Below are 23,444 nucleotides of genomic sequence, written 5' to 3'. Positions count from 1 at the left end.
GAAAGATTTCTTCCCTATCCTCCCACCCTTCCCACACTTCCTACTTGCCCAATGCCCCATGCCCCCAGTTACCTGAAAAATCGTACACTATAATGTCATACGCTTGGGATGATAGTATCCGTGCTGTTATCCATTGACGATATCGCGAATCTACACCAAGCTGAAGATAGATTATTACTCACAGGACAAAAGAGTAAAATTATGCTTTAAAAACTTAAATTTACGTAAAGTCACTCCAGGAGTAGAAGCACTAAGTAATGTATATATCCATTAGACTTGTTATGGCTACAAGTTTAATCTTGATTATTAGCTGTTGATCTTAAAGTTAGTTGTACTAGTTTTACCTAGTCTATTAGAACCGCATAAGGTATTTTATAGAATGAATGTCTCAGCAAGCTTAACGCCGTTCAATAGTCCAACCCCCCCATCATTGCCGATGATTTTGGACACTTTACCAGATCCCGCGATCGCCGGACAGGGATGTCCCGCTAGAACTAGATTGCAAATTGATCTCATCTTATTGGCGATAGAAGCTTTAGAATTAGGTGGTTCTGAAGCTATCCTGGCTTTTGCTGAAGAGTTGGATTTGAAGGGCATTGTCAAAGATAGGGTAAATTTGTGGCGGATGCGTAGTTCTAACCCCATCAGAAGAGCGCATATCCGCCGCCCTTTAAGCATTATGGAAGCAAAAGCCTTAGTAGTGATTGCCTGTTACATCGCTCGACGGTTAACAGTTGTCATTCGGCAAATGCTGATGATTTGTCAGCAGATGAACGACAAACAAATCCCCTTAGAACAGAATTTGCGCCTATCTAATTATTTGGAAAGATTTAGAGCGCACTTCAAAAGCAGAATGAATGCCCGTCGTTTTGGTGCATTGGCTGTAAATTCTGATGAAAAATTGAACGACTTAGCGATAAATTTACTAGGACAATTGTTATTTTGTACTGGTACAGCAGGAATGCAGCGTTTCTGGATTAGTCTTTTTGACGGTGAAGTGGAATGAATATTCAACGTAAGTACAGTTTACCTAATTGTACATTGCTTCTAGAGGGATTAAGTGATGCTACACGCGGCGCACAGTTTCAAGAACTGCGTCCAGAACTGTCAATATTGGTCAATGCAGAATGCTATATCTCCAATCACAATCAACCCCTTGTAGGAGGAAGAGAGTTTTTTGAAAGCTTGGTGAGAGCTGTAAGCGGCTATGCTCAGGAATTTTTAAGTAATGTACCCAATCCCCAAGCACATAACCAAGACTCAGAATTGGTGGAATTGCAGAAAATTGACGCTAACCACCACAGATTGATAGTTCATGCTGAAAACGCGCCGGATGAATTTAATTCTGGTGCTAATCGTCATCAACAGCCCATTCAAATTGATTTAAATACAGTACAGTTGTTTGATTTGGTGGAAGCTGTAGATCAATTTTTTGCAGACACCCAAACTTTACCGGAGTTATCTTTAGAACTGCAACCAGTCACCAGGCGTTACGGTGGTGCGAGTCAAGCCATTATCAAACAAGCCGTACCCGCAACTATTGGTGTTTCTAGTTTAGCAGTGGCAGCGATCGCCTTCAGTTTAATTCCTGCCCCAGAAGTTCGTCCACCAGAAACTAAACCACAGGAGCAAAGTTCTAACACCTCAACTAATGCTCCCACTCAGACTCCCAGCACAACAACTACAACCACACCCATTGCTGAGTCTACACCTACAGCAGCCACAACCGTCGCTGCAACTCCCGCACCTACAGCAGCCACAACCGTCGCTGCAACTCCCGCACCTACAGCAGCCACAACTCCACCTGCTATCAAAGATTTAGAAGCACTTTTAAGTAACGTTAATGAAATTACAGATCCCTCTCAACTCAAAGCTTTAAATCGTCAAGTTTGGAATCAAATTGAACCCTCTTGGAAAAGTCGCACAGAAGTTAAACAGGATTTAGTTTATCGTGTGGGAGTCGCGGCGGATGGTTCTATTGTTGGTTACAAAGCCGTCAACAAAGAAGCCAACCAAGGTATAGAATTAACTCCCTTGCCCAACCTCATTTATAGTCTGGCTAAACGTCCTCCCATTCCTAATGAACCCATTGCCCAATTTAAGGTCGTTTTTACCAGTAAAGGCATATTAGAGGTGAGTCCTTGGCGGGGATATGCCAGAACACCAGAAGTCATAGGGGCAAAAATCACAGACTCCAACACCATCAAAACTTTAAATAAAACACTTTACGATACAGTCCGACAAAATTGGGGTGGTACCCCCACCTTCAACAAAGATTTGAAGTACCGTGTTGCTATTAATAAGGACGGCGTAATTGCTGATTATGAACCTCTAAACCAAGTAGCTTTTGACTATTTTCGGGAAACACCTTTACCCCAAATTATGCAAGCTGTTTACGGTTCTAATTCCACCGCCCCTGATAATAAACAAGCTTTAGCACACTTTCAAGTCATCTTCAAACCTAGTGGTCAGTTAGAAGTTACTCCTTGGCAGGGGTATCAGTGATTGGGGATTGGGGAATGGGGAATCGGGAATTGGGAATCGGGAATCGGGATTGTGGACTGAGGACTGGGGACTGGGAAGATGGGGGAGTGTGGGGAGTGTGGGGAGTGTGGGGGGAAAGATTTCTTCCCTATCTTCCCACACCTCCCACCCCTCCCACACTTCCTACTTGCCCAATGCCCAATGCCCCATGCCCCATGCCCCATTGTCAATTTACCTTGTAATTCTCCGCATATAATTGCCCCATAACTGAGCAGCTTGTGCGCTACTACCGTTAGTGGGTGAATTATTGTCGTTACCTAACCACACGCCTGTAACTAGTCGGCGGCTGGGGATGAAACCGATAAACCACAAGTCAACGTTTTTATCGGTTGTACCAGTCTTACCCGCTTCCCCAAGTCCAAGGGCTGCGCTACGTCCAGTCCCTCTTGTTACTACCCCTTGCATTAAATTAGTCATCTCGTCAGCGACAGCAGTGGGTAAAACTCTTTTGTTGGCTTCTCGGTCTTGGTCGAAGGAGTAAATGACACGACAGGTTTTAAAATCATTGCGATCGCGGCAATCACTGCTGTCTAAAATCCTACTAATAGCATGGGGAGGATTCCACACGCCCCGATTGCCGATAGCACCGAAAGCACCAGTCATTTCTAAAACATTGACTACACTTTGACCCAATATCAAACCTGGTACGGGTTCAAGGGATGACTTTACCCCTAAACGCTGTGCCATTGACACCACTCTATCTAAACCCACTTCCCTACCTATCCGCAAAGCAATAGGGTTTTCTGAAAGTGCCAAGCCAGTAGCAATATCTAAACTTATATCTGCACCTGAACGACAAGGCCGATAAGTAAAACCTTGCCAAGTTAAAGGAGAACAGGAATATGTCCTGGATGCTGGTATACCTTGGACAAGGGCTTGGGTATAGGCAAAAATTTTAAATGTAGAACCTGGTTGACGTTTCGCTTGTACAGCCCGATTAAACTGACTTTGCCGATAGTCCGTGCCTCCTACCATAGCCAAAATACTGCCAGTTCTAGTATCTAAAGTGACCATTCCCCCTTGAGAAAAGCGGAAAGTTGAACCGGCTGTTCTGACAGCATTTTGCAGAGATGCTTCTGCTTGAGCTTGAATTCTGGGGTCTAGCTGAGTTTCAATGATGTAATTGCCTTCCCTGGCTGCACCTTCACCCAGAATTTTCTCTAGTTCCACAAACACATAATCATAAAAATAAGGTGCAATGGTCTTAGCTTGCTGTTCGCAAACCTTGGGACTGACTTGTACTGTGGATCTTCTGGCGCGGTTAGCTTCTTCTTGGCTAATTTTGCCCATTTCTAGCATCCGTTTAATTACACGGTTGCGATAGTCGGCTGCATCCAGTTTCCTTGGCCCATCTCCACAAAAGTTAAACGCATTGGGAGCAGGTAAAATACCCACTAAAGTAGCGGCTTCCGCTAGATTTAAATCCTTGGCTGATTTATCAAAGTAATATTTAGCCGCATCTTCAAATCCAGAGGTATCCGCCCCTAAAAATACTCGATTCAAATAAGTCAGCAAAATTTCATCTTTGCTGTAGAATGCTTCTAATTTCAAGGAAACAATGGCTTCTCTGACTTTGCGCCCAATGGAGTCTTGCGCGCCCACATATTCCCGAAATAAACTTCTAGACACCTGCTGGGTGATGGTACTAGCTCCCTGCTGGACATCCCCACTCCGAGTATTAATCAACACAGCCCGTAAAACACCCAAGGGGTCAACCCCGATGTGCCAATAATAGCGGCTATCTTCCGAAGCAATCACCGCCGCCGGCAAATAAGGCCCAAAATCTTCTAGCCGCTTCATATCTACGTGAGCCACTGTTCTGGGTTCACGTAAAGGGGTACTACCATCACGGGCATATACTACCACAGGCGCACGGGTCGCTGTGGGTAGAGGACGGACGCGAAATTTTAAAGATTCCACCCCAATCACCAATCCTAGCAAGGCACTCACACCAGCTACACCATAACCAGTCCAGGTTGCAGCTTTGACGTACCACGGTGGCGGATCGACATATTGCAGACGCACTGAAGCCGCGAGCTCTGGCGGGCCGAGGGTGAGAATATCGCCATGACGTAGTTCTAAGTTATTAACGCGTCGCTTACCGCGATAAATGCCATTCGTGGAGTTTTCATCTTTAATCACAAACACGGGTTTACGGTGTGAAGAATCCCGCGATAAGGACAGATGAATTTGGCTGACAACGGGGTTGCGGATGACTATATCACAGGATTTGGAACTGCGCCCTAGAAGATAGCGATCGCCCAACAATGGATATATCTCTGCCTTATCTGCTCCGGCATCCTGCACCCAGAGTTCTGGTACCTTGGCATTAGGCTTGAGTGCCAATTTAGAAAAGTCAACCCTAGCTTGAATCGTATGTACTGCTTGAGTCAGTTGACCAAGTAACGTTTGTGGCTTTTGGGGAGGTTGGGGAGAGTTCATCGGCTACTTACATCACAGTGAAGAGTGAAGAATCGGGTTAATGGCAGTTTCTCTGATTGGTCTTACACCATTTTACTCATAAGCCAAAACATTAATTGGCTATACGGAATTATTGCCGATTCAATCTTACATCAAGAGATTGTATCTCAAGTAAATTTACTTGATTATTTCGTTACTCATTAATACCAATTAAAATCTTGAATTATCCGGCAAAATGGTTATTTAAACTGATTTTTAGTTATCTAATAGCACCATATATTACTTACCCTTTTTAGTATTTATTACAACTTTGAACAACAAAGTAATCTTTGAAGTTCTATTACCCTGCACATCCACATAACATTACAACAAAAGCAAACATCCCCATTTAGGAATATTTTCAAAAAATCTATTGTCTGTTTTAATGGTGCGAGTGTTCCGTTTCCGTTAAGGTTAAGTTCAGAATTATGGGAAAATCTCTGACCCTGATTGGTACAGCCCTGACTTTGGCAATCACAGCTAACATGGCTTTGGCTCAATCTAGTAAATCCCCAATTGCTCAATCTAGTAGCTCATCTACAAGTTCCCCAACGGAAATTAACTTGTCACCAGAAGGATTTAAAATTCTGTGTGAACGTTTTCCACTTAATTCTCGTTGTGCAGGTAATCAGTCTACTACACCTACCACACCCAGCGCGCCTGGTAGCACTGAAGTAGAAACTCAACCCACCGAAAGCACTACCCCCGCACCAGGAAATACCACAGCACCAGACTTTACTACTCCTGAAAGCACCACTCCCGCACCAGGAGATCCCACAGTACCAGAATCTACTACCCCTGGAAGCACCACTCCCGCACCAGGAAATATCACAGTACCAGAATCTAACACTCCTGAAAGCACCACTCCCGCACCAGGAAATATCACAGCACCAGAATCTAACACTCCTGAAAGCACCTCTCCCGCACCGGAAAGCGCATCTCCAAATCAACTTCCCAGCTCTGATTTACCTTCAACTCCTGCTACTGGAAAGTAAAAGTGCTGCAAATCTGTTAAGGAATAAATAAATTTTCTGTAGAGACGGTGATTTCTCACCTCTCTCCTCCTAAAATCCACAAGGATCAAAAAACAAGACTTTTCAAGGAACAAGTTTTTCCAACTTGTCCCTTTTTTTTATGGATCAAAAACTCTGTTAATGCAGTCTACGATTGGGACTAGGCGTTTTCTGCAAGGAAGCAATTAATAAACAAACAATACCTATACTAATAAATGAATCTGCCACGTTAAAGATAGCAAAATTAATCAGTCGAAAATCAAAAAAATCAACTACATAACCTAGAGCAAATCTATCAATACCGTTACCTATCGCACCACCTAAGATAAAGCCATATCCTATCTGCTCCCAACGATTTAAAACTGGCCCAAACAAAGCCCATCCTATTAAAACTAAACTAACTACTAAAGATAGCCAGCGTAATAAATCTATCTGTCCGCTTAGTATGCTAAAGGCTGCGCCAGGATTTTCTGCGTAGGTTAAATGAAATATCCCTTGTAAGAGTGGTAGGGTGTGTCTATCGTAGGTCAAGCCAGTTTTTGGATTAGTGACAGTTTCCAACGGCCAAGACGCAACTACTTCTACCACCCAGTATTTTGTTAATTGGTCTAAAATGACGATGACAAAAGCAAGACTTAGAAACAGAGGATTTTTGAAACGCATGAAACTAGGGGGTAGAGGATCAGGACTAAGAATTGGATCGCAGGTACTAAAAAATACTAAGTAGAACAGGGTAAATATTTGTGGTTCTGATTAGGCAGGGGGCAAGGGGGCAGGGAGCAGGGGGAAAGAGGATTTTAGCCTAGTTTACATTTCTTAAGATAGTTAGGTTTTTTCTCACCGACTTACTTAGCTTCTAACCCTACAACTAATAAAACATTAAGTGTCGCAACACATATGCTACTACGGTGACTGCACAAACTACAGCTAGCTGGCTAGGTATGGCAAACCAAGAATAATTGAGAATGGTTTGTGTTAATAGGGGATTATCCAAACCTTGCCCTTGAAAAGCATGACTAACAATTAAATAAATAATTCCACACAGATGGATTGTTAACAAGCCACAAATACAGCTAAATGTTAGAGTTTCCAACTTCGGCCTAGTTTGAAAAGCCACAAAGCCACAAATCCATGCACCAGGGATAAATCCTAATAAGTAGCCAAATTGAGATAATCTCACGTAGCCAACACCGCCGCCATCAACAAATACAGGGTGTAGAGCTAACCCCATCACTAAATAAGCAATTTGTGACAGCGCGCCAGCATTTTGTCCTCCCAGGCAGCCTATTAATAGCACCGCACCAATTTGATAAGAGACACCTAAAGAAACAGTTTTAATTCCATGTTGACTCCAACTCCAGGGTAAGGCAATACTGTGGGCTTCGAGAAAAGTACCACCTATCGTCAAGAGTAAGCCAATCATAGACCAGAGCAATTGATTGGAAGCGGCAAACATTGATTATGAGGCCAAAGGAAAACTAACAGCAACCAGTATAGGCATTAATCTATGTAACTGGGACTCATGCTGATACCCTCAATTAGTGGAGATTTACATTTGTAGTTTGTTGTAACAGTTCATTTTTTTGCATTTTGATTTAATTGTTGTCTTATGGGATTGCCTTAGATATTGTGGTAAAATAATTGACAGTATTGTTGGTGTTTATGCGTGCTAACTAGGCGATCGCTCACATCTCTAAGAGTTTTGTAAACTAGATTTTGTGCCATAATTACGAGGTCATACCTCAGCTTTCTAACTTCTCTTGGCATTACAATTATTTTGTAAGTAAAAAGGAAAAATTTTTCAGTATAAATACATATTTATTTTTGCTTCATGTAAAAATAAATCTAGCGGTCAAGAGTGGTTATTCTGGTGACAAATTCTTTATTGACTAAGGGCATCTGAATAGAAATTAATAGATTTTTGTGAATACACATTATAGATTGTTAAATGTTCGATGAACAATAAATAATAATTAATGGGTATAAAATTTATCTAGCTAATTTTCTAAATAACTCAGTATCCTAATCTAAAAAAAATATATTCTTTCTTTTTTGTTAACCTTGCCTTAACTTTAAATACTACTCATAGGAGGTAGGTTAGAAACGCCTATGTGGAAATTCACTCACAATTGACAAGCTATGCTTTCACGTCTACAGACAAAAAAAATTAACCGTGTTCCGGTCTTAATCTCAGTATTAGCACTAGCAGCAGGTTTAACTGCTTGTGGTGGACAGCAAGCATCAGACAATAATAATACTAATGATGCTTCCTCTGGCACTACTAAAGATGCTACAGCTTCCAGCCCTGCGAAATTAGATTTAGGTGGTAATGTCTCCTTAACAGGAGCAGGTGCATCTTTTCCTGCACCTTTATATCAAAGTTGGTTCACAGACTTAAACAAAAAGTATCCTAATTTGCAAGTCAACTATCAGTCAGTAGGTAGTGGTGCTGGTGTTGAGCAATTTACCAAAGGGACTGTAGACTTTGGAGCCAGCGACGTGGCAATGAAGGATGAAGAAATCCAAAAAGTGTCGACAGATAAAGGTGTGATATTACTACCAATGACAGCAGGTAGTATTGTTCTGGCTTACAACTTGCCTGATGTTGGTGAACTCAAGTTACCACGGGCTGTTTATGTTGACATTCTGCTAGGTAACATTAAAAACTGGAACGACCCTAAAATAGCAGCTGCTAACCCAGAGGCCAAGTTGCCTGACCAACCCATTACAGTAATTTATCGCTCTGATGGTAGCGGTACTACAGGGGTATTTACCAAACACCTCAGTGCTATTAGTCCAGACTGGAAAAGCAAAGTAGGCGATGGTAAAACCGTTAATTGGCCTACTGGGGTGGGTGCTAAAGGTAATGAAGGTGTAACCGCACAAATTCAGCAAACACAAGGTTCGATTGGTTATGTTGAATACGGCTACGCTAAACAAAACAATTTGAAGTTTGCTGCTTTAGAAAACAAAGGTGGAAAATTCGTAGTTCCGACAGAAGAGTCAGCCGCTAAAACCTTAGAAGCTGTAACTCTCCCAGAAAACTTAAGAGCTTTTATTACTGATCCTGAAGGTGCTGACTCTTATCCTGTAGTCACATATTCGTGGATTATGGTTTATAAGAAATATCCTGACGCAGCTAAGGCTAAAGCCATTGAAGCCATGATTGAGTATGGCTTAACTGAAGGACAAAAAGTAGCTGCTGAATTAGGATATGTGCCTTTACCTCAAAATGTAGTTCAAAAAGTTGCTACTGCTGCTGACCAAATCAGCCCAGATTATAAAATTGCTGTTGGTAGCAGTACAAGTGCTAGCAAATAGTTATTGGTCTGGAACTATTACGAACAGGTAACAGAGTTGATTGTGCATGACTGAATTGATGCCGTGTTGTACTAGTTAATCTCATGTCATGCGTTGCGTTGTGAGTTGATGAACGCCTAAAAACTTAATCAATCTAGGTTTTTATGGTTTTGATCACGGCAACGACAACTATTTAGTAATCTGGTTGCTTCTCACATTTATCTCTGATTTAATTTTTACAGTCAGTCGTCATGGCTACAAATTCTCAGAATCTGCCAGCAGCAATTAAGAATCGCTCCGATGCAGAGCGATCATTAGACAGAGGTTTTATTTGGCTGACTCGAATTTTTGCGATCGCGATCGCAGGTACTCTATTATGGATTACCCTCCAGGTCATGGTTGATGCTTGGCCAGCCATCCAGAAGTTTGGTCTTGGCTTCCTCGCCCAAAGTACCTGGAATCCAGTCAATGAAACCTATGGGGTGCTACCTCAAATCTATGGAACTCTCGTCAGTGCTTTTATTGGTTTACTATTAGCCGTACCTATCGGTGTAGGTACGGCTGTACTATTAAGTGAAGACTTTCTGCCAGGTAAAGTACGCACCGTCTTAGTGTTTCTGGTAGAATTACTAGCAGCTATTCCCAGTGTAGTGTACGGTGTCTGGGGAATTTTTGTACTAGTACCAATTTTAACTAACTTGGGGAAATGGCTAAATAGTAGTCTTGGGTGGTTGCCCATTTTTAGCACCCCTCCCACTGGCCCAGGAATGTTACCTGCGGGCGTGATTCTCGCGATCATGACCTTACCAATCATCACAGCTATTTCTCGTGATGCACTCATTTCCGTACCGCCTAGTTTAAGACAAGCCTCTTTAGGACTAGGTGCAACACGCTGGGAAACAATTCTTCAAGTTCTCATTCCCTCAGCATTCTCTGGTATTGTCAGTGCTGTGATGTTGGCACTGGGTCGAGCAATGGGAGAAACAATGGCTGTGACTATGTTGATTGGTAATTCTAACAATGTCAACATCTCACTGTTAGCACCAGCCAATACTATTTCATCCCTACTAGCTAATCAGTTTGCCGAAGCCAGTGGTTTACAAGTTGCGGCCTTGATGTATGCAGCTTTAGTTTTATTTGTTTTGACTCTTGTGGTCAATATTTTGGCTGAATTTGTCGTGCTGCGAGTCAAACGCATATAGCTTTGTTGTGGAAGAATATTTATGACTGCTCATTTTCCTGAAAGGGCTTTAACTCGTGTTTCCACATCTCCCCGCACCATGTTTAACACTGCGATGACGGGAGTAGCGTTTGCTTGTGGGATATTGGCACTATTGCCTTTATTTGCGGTACTGTCCTATGTCTTAATTCAAGGTTTTAGCAGCCTCAATTTCAGCATCTTTACAGAACTACCGCCAGCCCCTTTAAGGGGACAAGGTGGTTTTGGGAACGCTATTTTGGGAACGCTATTAATGGTAGGTATCGGTGCATTAATTAGTATTCCTGTAGGTGTAATTGCTGCCATCTATTTAACAGAATTTAGTTCTGGTAAACTGGCTAGATGGATACGTTTTGCGACTAACGTCCTAAGCGGAGTACCTTCCATTATTGCAGGGGTATTTGCCTATGGGGTTGTGGTTTTAGCCTTAGTAAAACTCAATCTCGGCTCATATTCAGCACTGGGTGGGGGGTTTGCGCTTTCAATATTAATGCTACCCATTATTGTGAGAACCACCGATGAAGCCTTGCAGTTAGTATCGCAAGATTTACGCCAAGCTTCAGTAGGGTTAGGGGCTACTAATTTTCAGACTGTAGTACAAGTTGTTTTACCTGCGGCATTACCAGCTATTGTTACAGGAACTACATTAGCGATCGCCCGTGCAGCTGGAGAAACTGCACCTTTATTGTTTACCGCCTTATTTTCATCATTTTGGCCAGATAGCCTATTTAAACCGACAGCATCCCTGGCTGTTTTGGTTTTTAACTTCGCTATTTCTCCCTATAAGAACTGGCAAGCCTTAGCTTGGGCTGCTTCTTTGATTTTGGTCTTGATGGTGTTGATCACTAGTATCATCGCTCGTTGGGCAACCCGCCAGAAAGCTTAGAAACAAATTTTTTCTAGCTTTGGCGAGATTGCTTTGCTTTCTTTTTAACGCATACCAAAACAATATATGGCTACTAACATTAGCACAGTGAATAGTACAGAGACCGTTTTAAAAACGGAAAACTTGAATGTCTACTATGGTAAGTTTCTGGCTTTGCAGAATATTTGGCTAGACATTCCCAAAAATAAAGTTACAGCTTTCATTGGCCCTTCTGGTTGCGGTAAAAGTACCTTACTGCGATGCTATAACCGTCTCAATGACCTAATTGAATCATTCCGAGCAGAAGGGAAGATTTTCTATTATGACAAAAACTTATATGCACCTGATATCGACCCCGTAGAAGTACGCCGCCGCATTGGGATGGTATTTCAAAGACCAAACCCATTCCCCAAATCAATTTATGACAACATTGCTTTTGGAGCTAAAATCAACGGCTACAAAGGTAATATGGATGAGTTGGTAGAAAGAAGCTTACGCCAAGCCGCCTTATGGGATGAAGTCAAAGATAAACTCAGACAAAGTGGCTCATCTTTATCTGGTGGACAACAGCAAAGATTATGTATTGCACGGGCGGTAGCCGTCCAACCCGAAATCATCCTGATGGATGAACCTTGTTCAGCGTTAGACCCCATCTCTACCTTGCGGGTAGAAGAACTGATTCATGAATTGAAAGAGCAATATACTATTGTGATTGTGACTCACAATATGCAGCAAGCTGCACGAGTCTCCGACATGACAGCCTTTTTCAACGTCCGTTCCACAGAAACCGGAGGTCGTATCGGCTACTTAGTAGAATATGATGCCACAGAAGTTATTTTCAACAATCCCAAGCAAGAAGACACTAGAGATTACGTCAGTGGCAGATTCGGTTAAGTATTATCAATAAATATTGCAACAGATGGGGGATGCTTTATTTGCATCCCATATTTTTTGGTTATTAGTCATTAGTCAATAGTCATTAGTCATTAGTCATTAGTCATTAGTCATTAGTTATTAGACCTCTTGCACGAATAATTGAACACTCCGAATACATAAATTAAAGAGTTATCTTTCTGCGTTCTTCTTTGCGTCTTTGCGCCTTTGCGTGAGCTTTTCAACAATATTGTCAGCAACACCAAAGTATTTATGCAAGAAGTCTATTATGGAACGGGGAGAAGTAGACAAGGTAGATGAGGTAGATTTTAACCCCATGCCCCATGCCCAATGCCCTATTAGAGAGTTAGCCAGCTAAAAACTTGTTCAACGGTTAAAGATAGGTCAATGTTATTAAGAATTGGCAGTTTGTCTGTCCCCGTTAACATTTCGACCCGTTGACTGGGAAATACTGATAAAATGCTAGCTTCTTCTGGGATAATTAGCCAACCTATTTCTGTACCGTGTTGGGAACAGTACAGCAGGTTACGGAGAACTTTGGCCATGCTTTGATCTGGGGAGAGAATTTCTATTGCCCAATCGGGGTACGTTTCAAATCTATTGGTGATTCTCCCAGATGGTTCGCGTGGAATACGTTCCCAGCGAAATACAGCAATATCAGGAACGATCGCAGCACCACCAAAAATACAACGCAATTCCGGTAAAGCCAGAGCGATTTTCTGAGGTTCAGCCACTCCATTAATAGTGGCGACGAGTTTACCTTGAAGACGGCTATGTTCCCCTTGAGGCATAGGTTTTTGACTAATTTTTCCTTCTATATATTCAGATGCGGGTTTAGTTTCGGGAAGTTGTAAAAATTCTTCTAGGGTGATTGATTTGACGAGTGTAGTCATTAATTTGCCTTGCCCAATACTCTTAACTCTATTTTGCCGATGTTTTGAAATAGGGGTGTAGGGGTGTAGGGGTGTAGGGGTGTAGGGGAAGAAAATCCAATGCCCTATGCCCCATGCCCCATGCCCCTGCCCTAATCCCTCTTCCCTTGACTACGATGATTTGCGGCTTGTAGTAATAACGATTCAGCAAAAGCGATCGCATCACTGGCGGATTTACCACCGGCTAGTTGTGCTAGTTCATCCCGACGGGTAGTCAAATCATCTAAGTTAGTCACTCGCACCACTGTACGCTGTTCGGTGTTGCCGTTGTTTGATTTCTTACCTTTGCCTTGGGTGATGGTTTGCTTGTTAACCCTGAAATGACAGTCTGCCATTGCTGCTACTAAGGGTTGGTGTGTGACGCATAATACTTGATGATGCTGGCTGAGTTGGTGTAATTTTTCGGCGATCGCTTGGGCTACTCTTCCTGAAACTCCTACATCAATTTCATCAAATACCAACGTTCCGGCTGCGTCGGCTTGGGTAAAACAGGCTTTGAGGGCGAGTAAAAACCGGCTCATTTCCCCACCGGAAGCAATTTCTGTTAATGGTTGCAATGGTTCGCCGGGGTTGGGGCTAAACATGAAGGTGATTTTGTCTGCACCCGCCGCCGTTGGTGGTGTGGGGGTAATTTCGACTTGAAACTGTACCTTTTCCATCGCCAAGGGTTTGAGTTCAGCTATTAGTCGGGATTCGAGGGTGGCGGCGGTTTTTTGGCGCAATTGGGTTAATTTTTCACAGGCTTGAGTGAGTTTGTCTAAACAGGCTGCTGTTTGCTGTTCTAGACTTTCAATACTTTGTTCACCGTCATTAAGTTCTGCTAATTCTGCTTGAATTTTTTGATAATAGGCGATCGCTTCTTGTAAACTAGGGCCATACTTCCGGCAAATTTGTTTTAGCTCTCGGATGCGTTCTTCTACTTCCTCTAACCTTTGGGGATCAGCTTCTAAACTTTCACCATAGGTGTTAATTTGTCGTGCGACTTCCGTTAAAGCTGTTTGTGCATCTCTAATTAAATCTAGGAGTGGTTGCAGTTGGCTATCATACTCCACCATGTCATTTAAGGTGGCTTCACTATCACCCAACAAATCAGATGCGGCTGGGGTTTCGTCTTCATTTTGATACAAAGCTTGGTAGATTTTGTAACTCATCTGTTGCAAATCTACGACATGATTTAAACGTTCCCGTTCTTGTTGGAGTTGTTCTAATTCTTGGGGATCGCTGAGATTAGCCGTTGATAGTTCTTGGACTTGATAGGTGAGTAAATCTAGTTGTTGTAAACGTTCTCGTTCAGAGGTGCGGCGTTTTTCGAGGTTGGTGTGGGCTTGTTGGTAAGCACTAAAGGCTGCGGTGATGATTTGACGCTGTTTAACTAAGGAATCGCCGCCATACATATCTAGCCAATCACGGACTTGGGCGGATTGTCCCACCTGTACAGTTTGACCTTGGGCGGTAATTTCCACCAAGCGATCGCGCAATTCCGTCATAATTTGGCGATTAACTAACACCCCATTGACCCGCGATCGGCTACGAATATTACTAGATGTAGCTGTAATTTCTCGACTGATGACTATAGAACTATCATCAATTAAATCAATTTCTTGTTCCGTCAACCAAGCCGCTAACGGTGGCGTTGAAGAGAAAGTCCCTTCTACCATCGCCCTAGCCGTTCCTGTGCGAATGGCGCGACTAGAGACTTTCCCCCCTAAAATCGCATCAATCGCATCTAAAATAATTGATTTTCCTGCGCCGGTTTCACCTGTCAATACATTTAATCCCGCGCCAAATTCCAGTTCTAGTTGATCAATTAAAGCAAAATTCTCAATTCGCAGGCAGAGCAACATCAGAACAACTCTCTGTGAAAAAGCAGGGGTGAAGGGATCGCAGGGGACTTCCAACTTAAAAAATATACTATCACTGTGTAGGCAGGGGGCAGGAGGAAAAGAACGATGTCTGAATCTCGGAAATTGGATAATTTATTTTCTGGAAGTCCCCAGGAGAGAAACACCAAGGTATCTATCGCCTACCGTAAAAGCGAAACTTTGAACCTTAATATTTTGTTAAAAGTAGATGCCGAATATTGTCAAATTACAGGAAGTTAAGCTGGATTTTTGAGATTCGGCAAATACCTACTAATATTGAACTAGCAAGCACATTTAAGTGTAGCAAAAGTAATTAGTCATTAGTCATTAGTCATTGGTCATTGGTCATTGGTCATTCGTCTTTCCCTTACATCCCCACACCCTTACATCCCCACACCCACATTTTACAAAATTAAGATTTACGAATTACTTTAAACATATTGTTACAATGCTTAACATATTCAATCCAACCGGCGGCTTTTTCTATGACTGTTAAGACACTTCCCACTAACTCCCGACCGATTGAGGGCGAACTCCAAACTAGAGAACAGGCGATGTTGACAACTAGTACAGAGCCTGAAACATTGAGTTACAATCCTGCGGAAATCGCTGTTTATTATCAAGCAAGACCTTTACAGGTGTTGCGGCGCATTGTTGCAGTTTTGAGTCCTACCTTGTCCTTTGTTTTGGGCTTATGGTGGGATAGTAAACGGGGAGTTGTGGTGAAAAGCGATCGCCGTCGCGCAATTCAATTAAGAGAGTTGTTGACGCGCTTGGGGCCTGCTTATATCAAAATCGGACAAGCTTTATCCACAAGACCGGATTTAGTCCCTCCCATTTATCTGGAAGAACTCACCAGATTACAAGACCAGTTACCTGCTTTTCCCAATGAAATCGCCTATCAGTTTATTGAAGAAGAATTAGGAAACGCACCAGAGGAGATTTACACCGAACTTTCCGCCACACCAATTGCGGCTGCTTCCTTGGGGCAAGTTTACAAAGGTAAACTCAAAACTGGTGAAGAAGTGGCTGTCAAAGTCCAGCGTCCTGATTTAAGAGAACGCATCACCATAGACTTATATATTTTAAGAGGGCTAGCGGCTTGGGTACAGAAACAAGTCAAGCGAGTCCGCAGCGATTTAGTCGGGATTTTAGATGAATTAGGCGATCGCATTTTTGAAGAGATGGATTATATCCACGAAGGCGAAAATGCCGAACGCTTTTTTGAATTATATGGTCATATTAAAGACATTTACGTACCGAAAATTTACTGGGAATATACTAACCGTCGTGTGTTAACGATGGAGTGGATTAACGGTACAAAATTAACCCAAACAGCAGAAATTAACGCTCAAGGGATAGATGCACGCTATTTAATAGAAGTCGGTGTGCAGTGTTCTTTAAGACAATTACTAGAACATGGATTTTTCCATGCTGACCCCCATCCAGGGAACTTATTAGCCACACCGGATGGTAAATTAGCCTATCTCGACTTTGGGATGATGAGCGAGATTCAACCGCCCCAAAGATATGGTTTAATTGAGGCGATCGTTCACGTTGTTAACCGTGATTTTGAAGGACTAGCACAAGATTACGTCAAGCTAGATTTCCTCTCCCCAGAAACCGATTTAACCCCCATTATTCCCGCATTCTCCAAAGTCTTTGCTAACGCTCAAGGTGCTAGTGTAGCGGAATTCAACATTAAAAGCATCACTGATGACCTATCAGAATTAATGTATGAATATCCCTTCCGCGTTCCCCCCTACTACGCTTTAATTATTCGTTCTTTGGTGACACTAGAAGGTATAGCCATCTTTATAGATCCAGAATTTAAAGTGTTGAGTGAGGCTTATCCTTATGTTGCTAAACGACTATTAACCGACCCCGCACCACAATTAAGAACCTCACTCAAAGATTTACTCTTTAAAGAGGGTAGATTCCGGTGGAATCGCTTAGAAAACTTATTACGCAACGCCCGTAAAAACCAAGAATACGACTTTAATTTAGTAGTCAATCAGGGTTTAGATTTTCTCTCTTCTGAACGCGGTGCTTTTATCCGCGATAAGCTAGTAGATGAACTATTAAATGGACTGAATGCTGTTGGTTTAAATGTGCTGCATAACTTTACTTATTTATTAAGAGAAAGAGTAGGGATTACAGCCATTAACGAAACACCAGCCGCCACAGTTGAACAACAACAAACCCTAGAACACATCAAAAACATCTCTAGTATTTTGAGGGAAACTCGCGGCTTTGACCCAGCCAAATTTGCACCACAGATTGCTCAATTATTATTTAATCCAGACGTGCAACGGCTAGGTCAACAAATCACCAATCAATTGCTGCAAAAAGCCATAGTCAGACTAATTCGTGAACTACTAGCAGCAGCAGAAGAAGCTAATAGCAACAACAATAGTGATTTAGCACAATCACCCAATTTATCACTGACTCTCAAAAGAGGATAAAACAGAGAAACCCCAACTCTTACAATTAGTTGGGGTTTTTAAAACAGACATCTTTTACAAATCCTGAAAAAATCCAACCTAGATCACCTCAAGAATAATCCTTCCGCGTCCTTCTTTGCGCCTTTGCGCCTCTGCGTGAGCTTTTCCACAAACTTATCAGCAACGCCAAATTTAGAATATCGCAAAAAACCAGGTGTTCTCCTAATCCAAATAAAAACCCCAATTCCTTAAAGAAATCAGGGTTAAATTAATCTAATATCAAAAAATCTTATCGACAACCCAAAGACTCACGAGTATCGACACCAGTTTTAGAATTCACACCATCAGCCTTAGCACAAAGTTTCTTCACCTGTAGCCCATCTAAAACCGCATTAGTAAAATCTGTTCCAGTGACATCAACATTATCAAAAGTAGAACGCAACATCATCGCATTGGTGAATACTGCATCACTTAAATCAGCGTTTTTAAACTTAGCTAGATAAGCAATACCATCAGTGAAATCTACACCATGTAGATTCACACCCTCCAGAACAGTACCGTTAAACACGCCACCCCGTAAGTCAGCATTGGTAAAGTTAGCATTCTCTAAATCCACATTGGTAAACTCACTACCAATTAAACTTTGACCACTAAAATCCTTACCCTTAACCTCATCACCAGCCGAACGGGTAATGCTGGAAGAACTAGCAGCCTCCGCCGACACAGGAAACAATAATAAAACCATCGCTAAGACAAAACTAGCTAGCACTCGCCAATATTTCATAATTTCTTCTTAACAAAACTCAACACTCCCTTTCAATATTAAACATCAGGAAGAAGGCAAACGGTAAAAAGCAAAAGGTCAAAGAAAAAAATCTTTTGCCTTTTACCTTTTTACTTTTGCCTTTTTGATGCCCATAGAATATATATTGAAGTGCGATCGCATAAGTAAAACTACCTGTGGCTAATCAACAAAACTCTGCCGAAACCTTAGCGCGAACCCCTTTATATCAACAGGGTGTAGAACTCCAAGCCCGCTTTACCAGCTTTGGTGGTTGGGAAATGCCGGTACAATATAGCGGTATTACTCGCGAACATGAAGCTGTACGCAACGCAGCCGGGATGTTTGATATTTCCCATATGGGCAAATTTACCCTACAAGGTAAAAAACTAATTTCGCAACTCCAGAGTTTAGTACCTTCCGATTTAAGTCGTTTACAACCAGGACAAGCCCAATACACAGTATTATTAAATCCCCAAGCCGGAATCATTGACGATATCATTGTCTATTACCAAGGCGAAGATGCCACCGGGACACAACAAGCATTTATCATCGTCAATGCAGCCACCACCAGCAAAGACAAAGCATGGTTATTACAGCATCTTGACCAAAACGAGGTCAATTTTCAAGACCTATCATCTGAAAAAGTCTTAATTGCCGTGCAAGGGCCAAAAGCCATAAGTTATTTACAACCCTTCGTCACAGCAAACTTACAACCCATTAAGGCTTTCGGTCATATCCAAACCACCATACTAGGTCAACCCGCCTTTCTTGCCCGTACTGGTTACACTGGGGAAGACGGTTTTGAAGTATTATTAGACCCAGAAATCGGCGTAGAACTATGGCGAAATCTGTATGAAGCTGGTGTTATTCCCTGCGGACTAGGGGCGCGAGATACCCTACGCCTAGAAGCAGCGATGGCACTTTACGGTCAAGATATCGACGACACCACCACACCCCTAGAAGCTGGCTTAGGTTGGTTAGTTCATCTTGATACCAAAGGCGATTTTATCGGTCGAGACGTTTTACAACAACAAAAAACTGCTGGTGTGCAACGCCGACTCGTCGGTTTACAAACCCAAGGACGCAACATCGCCCGTCATGGCTACCCAGTCATTGCAGACGATAAAATCATTGGGGAAGTCACAAGCGGAACTCTTTCCCCCACACTAGGTTATCCCGTGGCTTTAGCTTACGTTCCTACCCAGTTTTCCAAAGTGGGACAGCAACTAGCTGTAGAAATTCGCACTAAAACATACCCAGCCACCGTTGTGAAACGTCCCTTTTACAAATCGAAAAACAAACCCTCAATATAGAAGTACAAAGTTAACGACTGTTGACTGTTGACTATTGACTAATAACTTTTGACTTTTGACTATGTGTTGTAAGATACTCAAGCTTACAGTATGGTTAATTGCTAAGTATGACCTAAGTTACTGTGAGAGTGATTTTTTGATATTGCAGAGGAATAGAAATGTCTTCGTTTAATTACCCTGAAGATTTAAGATATTTGGATACTCATGAATACGTGCGGCTAGATGGGGAAATAGCTACTGTGGGTATTACTGAATTTGCTGTAGACCAATTAGGTGATGTGGTATTTTTGGACTTGCCAGAAATTGGTGATTTGCTGACCAAGGGAGAAAGGTTTGGTACGATTGAATCCGTGAAGGCTGTGGAAGAGTTAAATACACCAGTCACCGGTACAGTTATCGAACGCAATGAGGCTTTAATTGATTCTCCTGAAGCAGTAGCAGATGACCCCTATGGAGAAGGGTGGCTATTAAAACTGCGTGTTAATGACCCTGATGAATTTAATGATGGTATGACAGCAGACGAGTATCGCTCGGAAGTAGAAGGGGCTTAGGAAGGCAAAAGGTAAAAGGTAAAAGTAAAAAGAAGGATTTTTTGTCTTTTACCTGAATCTTAGGTTGAAATATGCTTTATCTAGGAAGCTTTTAGAGACGTGGCTTTGCTGCGTCTCTATTGTTTTTCTCACACCTATGAAGAAATTCTTGCATAATCTGTTAAAGAATTTACAAACTCAGGCAGCTTGTCAAGAGTATTTGTTGCAAAATATGAATAAGTTACGTCTGGAGTATTAAGTTTGTGGTATCTTTTGCATCTATTTCTCAGTCTAGCGATGGGCTACGCCCCACCGAAGGTAATCGCCAAAATCAATCACTAGATCAAACAGCTAATTTTATACAAAGGCATATAGGGGTAAATTCTCAAGATATCCAGCAAATGCTTGATGTTTTAGGATTATCCACCCTAGAAGACCTGATTGATAAAACCGTACCCGCATCTATTAGGCTAAATCAACCGCTACAATTACCAACCGCACAAACTGAGTACGCCGCCTTAGCAAAATTAAAACAAATTGCTCAGAAAAATCAGGTATTTCGCTCATACATTGGTATGGGATATTACGATGCTATTACTCCCCCAGTAATTCAACGTAATATTCTAGAAAATCCTGGTTGGTATACTGCCTACACCCCCTATCAACCAGAAATTGCCCAAGGACGACTCGAAGCCCTGTTAAATTTCCAAACCATGATTATTGATTTAACAGGTTTGGAAATTGCCAACGCCTCATTATTAGATGAAGGTACAGCCACCGCCGAAGCAATGACCATGAGCTACGGCGTGTGCAAAAATAAAGCCACTGCTTATTTTGTTTCCCGTGATTGTCATCCCCAAACTATTGATGTCTTACAAACACGGGCTAAACCCTTGGGCATTGAAATTATTATCGGTGATCATCAGACCTTTGATTTTGCTCAACCAATTTTCGGGGCTGTTTTGCAATATCCCGCCAGTGATGGCACTATCTATGACTACCGCGCTTTTATCGCAAAAGCCCATGCTGAGGGTGCATTGGTAACGGTAGCAGCAGATCCCCTAAGTTTAACTTTACTCACCCCTCCCGGTGAACTAGGGGCAGACATCGCCGTCGGTAGCACTCAACGCTTTGGTATTCCTCTGGGTTTTGGCGGCCCTCACGCTGCGTACTTCGCCACCAAGGAAGAATACAAACGACAAGTCCCAGGGCGCATTGTCGGTGTGTCGAAAGATGTCCAAGGTAAAACTGCTTTGCGTCTAGCTTTGCAAACCCGTGAACAACACATCCGCCGAGAAAAAGCCACCAGTAATATTTGCACAGCCCAGGTGTTACTAGCTGTGATGGCAGGTATGTATGCCATTTATCATGGCCCCGATGGACTAAAAAATATTGCGGCGAATATTCACCAGTTAACTGCTATTTTGGCGGCAGGTTTACAACGTCTAGGTTACAAGATTAGTTCTCAAAACTTCTTTGATACTCTGCGGGTAGAATTGGGAACGCAAAATCTAGATACTATTCTCGCAGACTGCCAAGCCAGAAACATTAATTTACGGGTTTTTGATAAGACTGCTGTCGGTATCTCTTTAGATGAAACCACAACTTTAGAAGATGTCATTGAACTCTGGCAGATTTTTGCTTTGACAGATGAGTTACCCTTCACCGCCGCCGAATTAACGGTTGCTTCTCATATTGCCTTACCCCGTAATAGTGCATATCTCACTCACCCCGTTTTCAACCGTTATCACTCGGAAACAGAACTACTGCGTTACCTGCACCAACTAGAAACCAAGGACTTATCTCTCAATACATCAATGATTCCCTTGGGTTCTTGCACCATGAAATTAAACGCCACAGCCGAAATGATTCCGGTGACATGGGCAGAATTTGGGAAAATTCACCCCTTTGCACCAGCATCACAAACCCAAGGTTATCAAATTCTCTTTCAACAGCTAGAGGCGTGGTTAGCAGAAATCACCGGTTTTGCGGGAATTTCCCTGCAACCAAACGCAGGTTCACAAGGGGAATACGCCGGACTGTTGGTAATTCGTCAATACCACGAAAGCCGACAAGAAGCACACCGCAACGTTTGTTTAATTCCCACCTCAGCCCACGGCACAAACCCCGCCAGTGCGGTCATGTGTGGCATGAAAGTAGTAGCAGTTGCCTGTGATGCTGACGGTAATATTGATGTTACTGACTTAAAAGCCAAAGCAGCCAAACACAGTCATGAACTAGCGGCGTTGATGGTGACATATCCTTCAACGCATGGTGTATTTGAGGAAGCCATACAGGAAATCTGTGCCATCGTGCATAGTCACGGCGGCCAAGTCTACATGGACGGTGCAAATATGAACGCCCAAGTCGGTATTTGCCGCCCTGGTGACATTGGTGCAGATGTATGTCACCTAAACTTACACAAAACCTTCTGTATCCCCCACGGCGGCGGCGGCCCAGGTATGGGGCCAATTGGCGTTGCATCCCATCTCGTCCCCTTCTTACCAGGACACCCTGTTGTACCTGCAACCACTCAGCACGGGCTAAACGCCCCGCTTCCGCTAACACCACTCAGCACTCACCACTCTCCTTGCGGTGCAGTAGCGGCTGCACCTTGGGGAAGTGCGAGTATTTTGGTGATTTCTTGGATGTATATTGTGATGATGGGGGCTGCTGGGTTGACGCAAGCGACAAAAATCGCCATTCTCAACGCCAATTACATCGCCAAGAGATTAGAAAACCACTATCCGGTATTGTACAAAGGGCAGAATGGGTTAGTTGCCCATGAATGTATTTTAGACTTGCGATCGCTCAAAAAATCCGCCAACATCGAAATTGATGATGTAGCAAAACGCCTCATGGACTACGGTTTCCATGCGCCCACTGTCTCTTGGCCTGTGGCGGGTACAATCATGGTTGAACCCACAGAAAGCGAATCGAAAGCAGAATTAGACCGTTTCTGTGATGCGCTAATAGCAATTAGGCAAGAAATCGCTGAAATTGAGTCAGGTAAGATGGATGCTGAAGATAACCTCTTGAAAAACGCACCCCACACCGCCGCTAGCCTCATCGTTGGCGAATGGACTCACCCCTATTCCCGCGAACAAGCCGCCTACCCTGCACCGTGGACAAGAGAACATAAATTCTGGCCGAGTGTAGGTAGAATTGACGCAGCTTTTGGAGACAGAAACTTTGTTTGTTCTTGTTTACCAATGGACGCTTATCAATAAAGCAAGTTGTAGCTGAGTTGATGAGAAATAAATCGGCGATCGCACCTCATTTCA

18 protein-coding genes are annotated in these 23,444 nt (G+C 42.8%); 12 read left to right on the top strand and 6 right to left on the bottom strand.

Features of this window, described 5'->3' with window-relative positions:
• The first annotated feature begins 379 nt into the window (after positions 1-379).
• Together CLI64_RS27435 and CLI64_RS27430 are read left to right on the top strand one after the other, a co-directional pair.
• Entirely contained in the window at positions 380-1,006 is a 627-nt protein-coding gene (locus CLI64_RS27435; RefSeq protein WP_103140172.1) for a DUF3038 domain-containing protein, read from the top strand.
• Complete coding sequence (locus CLI64_RS27430) at positions 1,003-2,505, top strand: DUF4335 domain-containing protein (RefSeq protein WP_103140171.1); 1,503 nt, start codon at positions 1,003-1,005, stop codon at positions 2,503-2,505. The genes CLI64_RS27435 and CLI64_RS27430 overlap by 4 nt, the downstream gene beginning before the upstream one ends.
• 210 nt (positions 2,506-2,715) lie before the next feature.
• On the opposite strand, the gene CLI64_RS27420 is transcribed toward CLI64_RS27430, so the two are convergent.
• Positions 2,716-4,986: a transglycosylase domain-containing protein gene (locus tag CLI64_RS27420; protein WP_103140169.1), complete on the bottom strand. Its 2,271-nt coding sequence runs from the start codon at positions 4,984-4,986 to the stop codon at positions 2,716-2,718.
• A 446-nt stretch (positions 4,987-5,432) separates the two neighbouring features.
• Between CLI64_RS27420 and CLI64_RS27415 the strand changes: the two genes are divergently transcribed.
• The gene (locus CLI64_RS27415; RefSeq protein WP_374703950.1) at positions 5,433-5,999 is read left to right on the top strand and encodes a hypothetical protein; all 567 of its coding nucleotides are present in this window, start codon (positions 5,433-5,435) and stop codon (positions 5,997-5,999) included.
• Between the two features lie 156 nt (positions 6,000-6,155).
• Here CLI64_RS27415 and lspA read toward each other — a convergent pair whose 3' ends face one another.
• Together lspA and CLI64_RS27405 are read right to left on the bottom strand one after the other, a co-directional pair.
• Positions 6,156-6,680, bottom strand: coding sequence for a signal peptidase II (lspA, locus tag CLI64_RS27410; protein WP_103140167.1), 525 nt, complete (start codon positions 6,678-6,680; stop codon positions 6,156-6,158).
• Positions 6,681-6,885: 205 nt separating this feature from the next.
• Entirely contained in the window at positions 6,886-7,473 is a 588-nt protein-coding gene (locus tag CLI64_RS27405) for a biotin transporter BioY (protein ID WP_103140166.1), read from the bottom strand.
• Between the two features lie 683 nt (positions 7,474-8,156).
• On the opposite strand from CLI64_RS27405, the gene pstS reads away from it, so the two are divergent.
• From pstS to pstB, 4 genes are all read left to right on the top strand, one after another.
• Positions 8,157-9,338, top strand: coding sequence for a phosphate ABC transporter substrate-binding protein PstS (gene pstS / locus CLI64_RS27400; protein ID WP_103140165.1), 1,182 nt, complete (start codon positions 8,157-8,159; stop codon positions 9,336-9,338).
• Between the two features lie 230 nt (positions 9,339-9,568).
• A complete protein-coding gene (gene pstC / locus CLI64_RS27395) occupies positions 9,569-10,519 on the top strand; it encodes a phosphate ABC transporter permease subunit PstC (RefSeq protein ID WP_103140164.1) in 951 nt (316 codons plus the stop codon).
• Between the two features lie 21 nt (positions 10,520-10,540).
• A complete protein-coding gene (pstA, locus tag CLI64_RS27390; RefSeq protein WP_103140163.1) occupies positions 10,541-11,422 on the top strand; it encodes a phosphate ABC transporter permease PstA in 882 nt (293 codons plus the stop codon).
• Between the two features lie 66 nt (positions 11,423-11,488).
• Positions 11,489-12,295: a phosphate ABC transporter ATP-binding protein PstB gene (pstB, locus tag CLI64_RS27385; RefSeq protein ID WP_103140162.1), complete on the top strand. Its 807-nt coding sequence runs from the start codon at positions 11,489-11,491 to the stop codon at positions 12,293-12,295.
• Positions 12,296-12,633: 338 nt separating this feature from the next.
• Here the strand turns inward: pstB and CLI64_RS27380 are convergent, their stop codons facing one another.
• Together CLI64_RS27380 and recN are read right to left on the bottom strand one after the other, a co-directional pair.
• Positions 12,634-13,188, bottom strand: coding sequence for a Uma2 family endonuclease (locus CLI64_RS27380; protein ID WP_103140161.1), 555 nt, complete (start codon positions 13,186-13,188; stop codon positions 12,634-12,636).
• A gap of 131 nt (positions 13,189-13,319) precedes the next feature.
• Positions 13,320-15,071, bottom strand: a complete 1,752-nt coding sequence (recN, locus tag CLI64_RS27375) for a DNA repair protein RecN (RefSeq protein ID WP_103140160.1) — start codon at positions 15,069-15,071, stop codon at positions 13,320-13,322.
• Between the two features lie 105 nt (positions 15,072-15,176).
• On the opposite strand from recN, the gene CLI64_RS31035 reads away from it, so the two are divergent.
• Both CLI64_RS31035 and CLI64_RS27370 read left to right on the top strand, forming a co-directional pair.
• A complete protein-coding gene (locus CLI64_RS31035) occupies positions 15,177-15,329 on the top strand; it encodes a hypothetical protein (RefSeq protein WP_157943329.1) in 153 nt (50 codons plus the stop codon).
• A 245-nt stretch (positions 15,330-15,574) separates the two neighbouring features.
• Entirely contained in the window at positions 15,575-17,554 is a 1,980-nt protein-coding gene (locus CLI64_RS27370; RefSeq protein WP_103140159.1) for an AarF/ABC1/UbiB kinase family protein, read from the top strand.
• Positions 17,555-17,822: 268 nt separating this feature from the next.
• Here the strand turns inward: CLI64_RS27370 and CLI64_RS27365 are convergent, their stop codons facing one another.
• Positions 17,823-18,317, bottom strand: coding sequence for a pentapeptide repeat-containing protein (locus CLI64_RS27365; protein WP_103140158.1), 495 nt, complete (start codon positions 18,315-18,317; stop codon positions 17,823-17,825).
• Between the two features lie 176 nt (positions 18,318-18,493).
• Here CLI64_RS27365 and gcvT point away from each other — a divergent pair, with 176 nt between their 5' ends.
• From gcvT to gcvP, 3 genes are all read left to right on the top strand, one after another.
• Positions 18,494-19,630 (top strand): glycine cleavage system aminomethyltransferase GcvT, encoded by a 1,137-nt coding sequence (gene gcvT, locus CLI64_RS27360; protein ID WP_103140157.1) that lies wholly within the window; start codon positions 18,494-18,496, stop codon positions 19,628-19,630.
• 158 nt (positions 19,631-19,788) lie between these two features.
• The gene (gene gcvH / locus CLI64_RS27355; protein WP_103140156.1) at positions 19,789-20,181 is read left to right on the top strand and encodes a glycine cleavage system protein GcvH; all 393 of its coding nucleotides are present in this window, start codon (positions 19,789-19,791) and stop codon (positions 20,179-20,181) included.
• 242 nt (positions 20,182-20,423) lie between these two features.
• On the top strand, positions 20,424-23,390 hold the full coding sequence (gcvP, locus tag CLI64_RS27350; RefSeq protein WP_103140155.1) for an aminomethyl-transferring glycine dehydrogenase: 2,967 nt from the start codon (positions 20,424-20,426) through the stop codon (positions 23,388-23,390).
• Positions 23,391-23,444 lie beyond the last annotated feature (54 nt).

Origin of the sequence: Nostoc sp. CENA543, from assembly GCF_002896875.1 — a bacterium.
GTDB lineage: Bacteria > Cyanobacteriota > Cyanobacteriia > Cyanobacteriales > Nostocaceae > Trichormus.
Note: the sequence above shows the minus strand (reverse complement) of the source record. Positions and strands in the feature narration are given on the sequence as shown.

Coding starts and splice junctions, on each gene's coding strand:
- pstA (WP_103140163.1), top strand. CDS start 10,541: ATGACTGCTCATTTTCCTGAAAGGGCTTTAACTCGTGTTTCCACATCT.
- CLI64_RS27420 (WP_103140169.1), bottom strand. CDS start 4,986: ATGAACTCTCCCCAACCTCCCCAAAAGCCACAAACGTTACTTGGTCAA.
- pstB (WP_103140162.1), top strand. CDS start 11,489: ATGGCTACTAACATTAGCACAGTGAATAGTACAGAGACCGTTTTAAAA.
- CLI64_RS31035 (WP_157943329.1), top strand. CDS start 15,177: ATGTCTGAATCTCGGAAATTGGATAATTTATTTTCTGGAAGTCCCCAG.
- CLI64_RS27435 (WP_103140172.1), top strand. CDS start 380: ATGAATGTCTCAGCAAGCTTAACGCCGTTCAATAGTCCAACCCCCCCA.
- CLI64_RS27430 (WP_103140171.1), top strand. CDS start 1,003: ATGAATATTCAACGTAAGTACAGTTTACCTAATTGTACATTGCTTCTA.
- CLI64_RS27380 (WP_103140161.1), bottom strand. CDS start 13,188: ATGACTACACTCGTCAAATCAATCACCCTAGAAGAATTTTTACAACTT.
- pstS (WP_103140165.1), top strand. CDS start 8,157: ATGCTTTCACGTCTACAGACAAAAAAAATTAACCGTGTTCCGGTCTTA.
- pstC (WP_103140164.1), top strand. CDS start 9,569: ATGGCTACAAATTCTCAGAATCTGCCAGCAGCAATTAAGAATCGCTCC.
- CLI64_RS27365 (WP_103140158.1), bottom strand. CDS start 18,317: ATGAAATATTGGCGAGTGCTAGCTAGTTTTGTCTTAGCGATGGTTTTA.
- gcvH (WP_103140156.1), top strand. CDS start 19,789: ATGTCTTCGTTTAATTACCCTGAAGATTTAAGATATTTGGATACTCAT.
- CLI64_RS27370 (WP_103140159.1), top strand. CDS start 15,575: ATGACTGTTAAGACACTTCCCACTAACTCCCGACCGATTGAGGGCGAA.
- CLI64_RS27405 (WP_103140166.1), bottom strand. CDS start 7,473: ATGTTTGCCGCTTCCAATCAATTGCTCTGGTCTATGATTGGCTTACTC.
- lspA (WP_103140167.1), bottom strand. CDS start 6,680: ATGCGTTTCAAAAATCCTCTGTTTCTAAGTCTTGCTTTTGTCATCGTC.
- recN (WP_103140160.1), bottom strand. CDS start 15,071: ATGTTGCTCTGCCTGCGAATTGAGAATTTTGCTTTAATTGATCAACTA.
- CLI64_RS27415 (WP_374703950.1), top strand. CDS start 5,433: ATGGGAAAATCTCTGACCCTGATTGGTACAGCCCTGACTTTGGCAATC.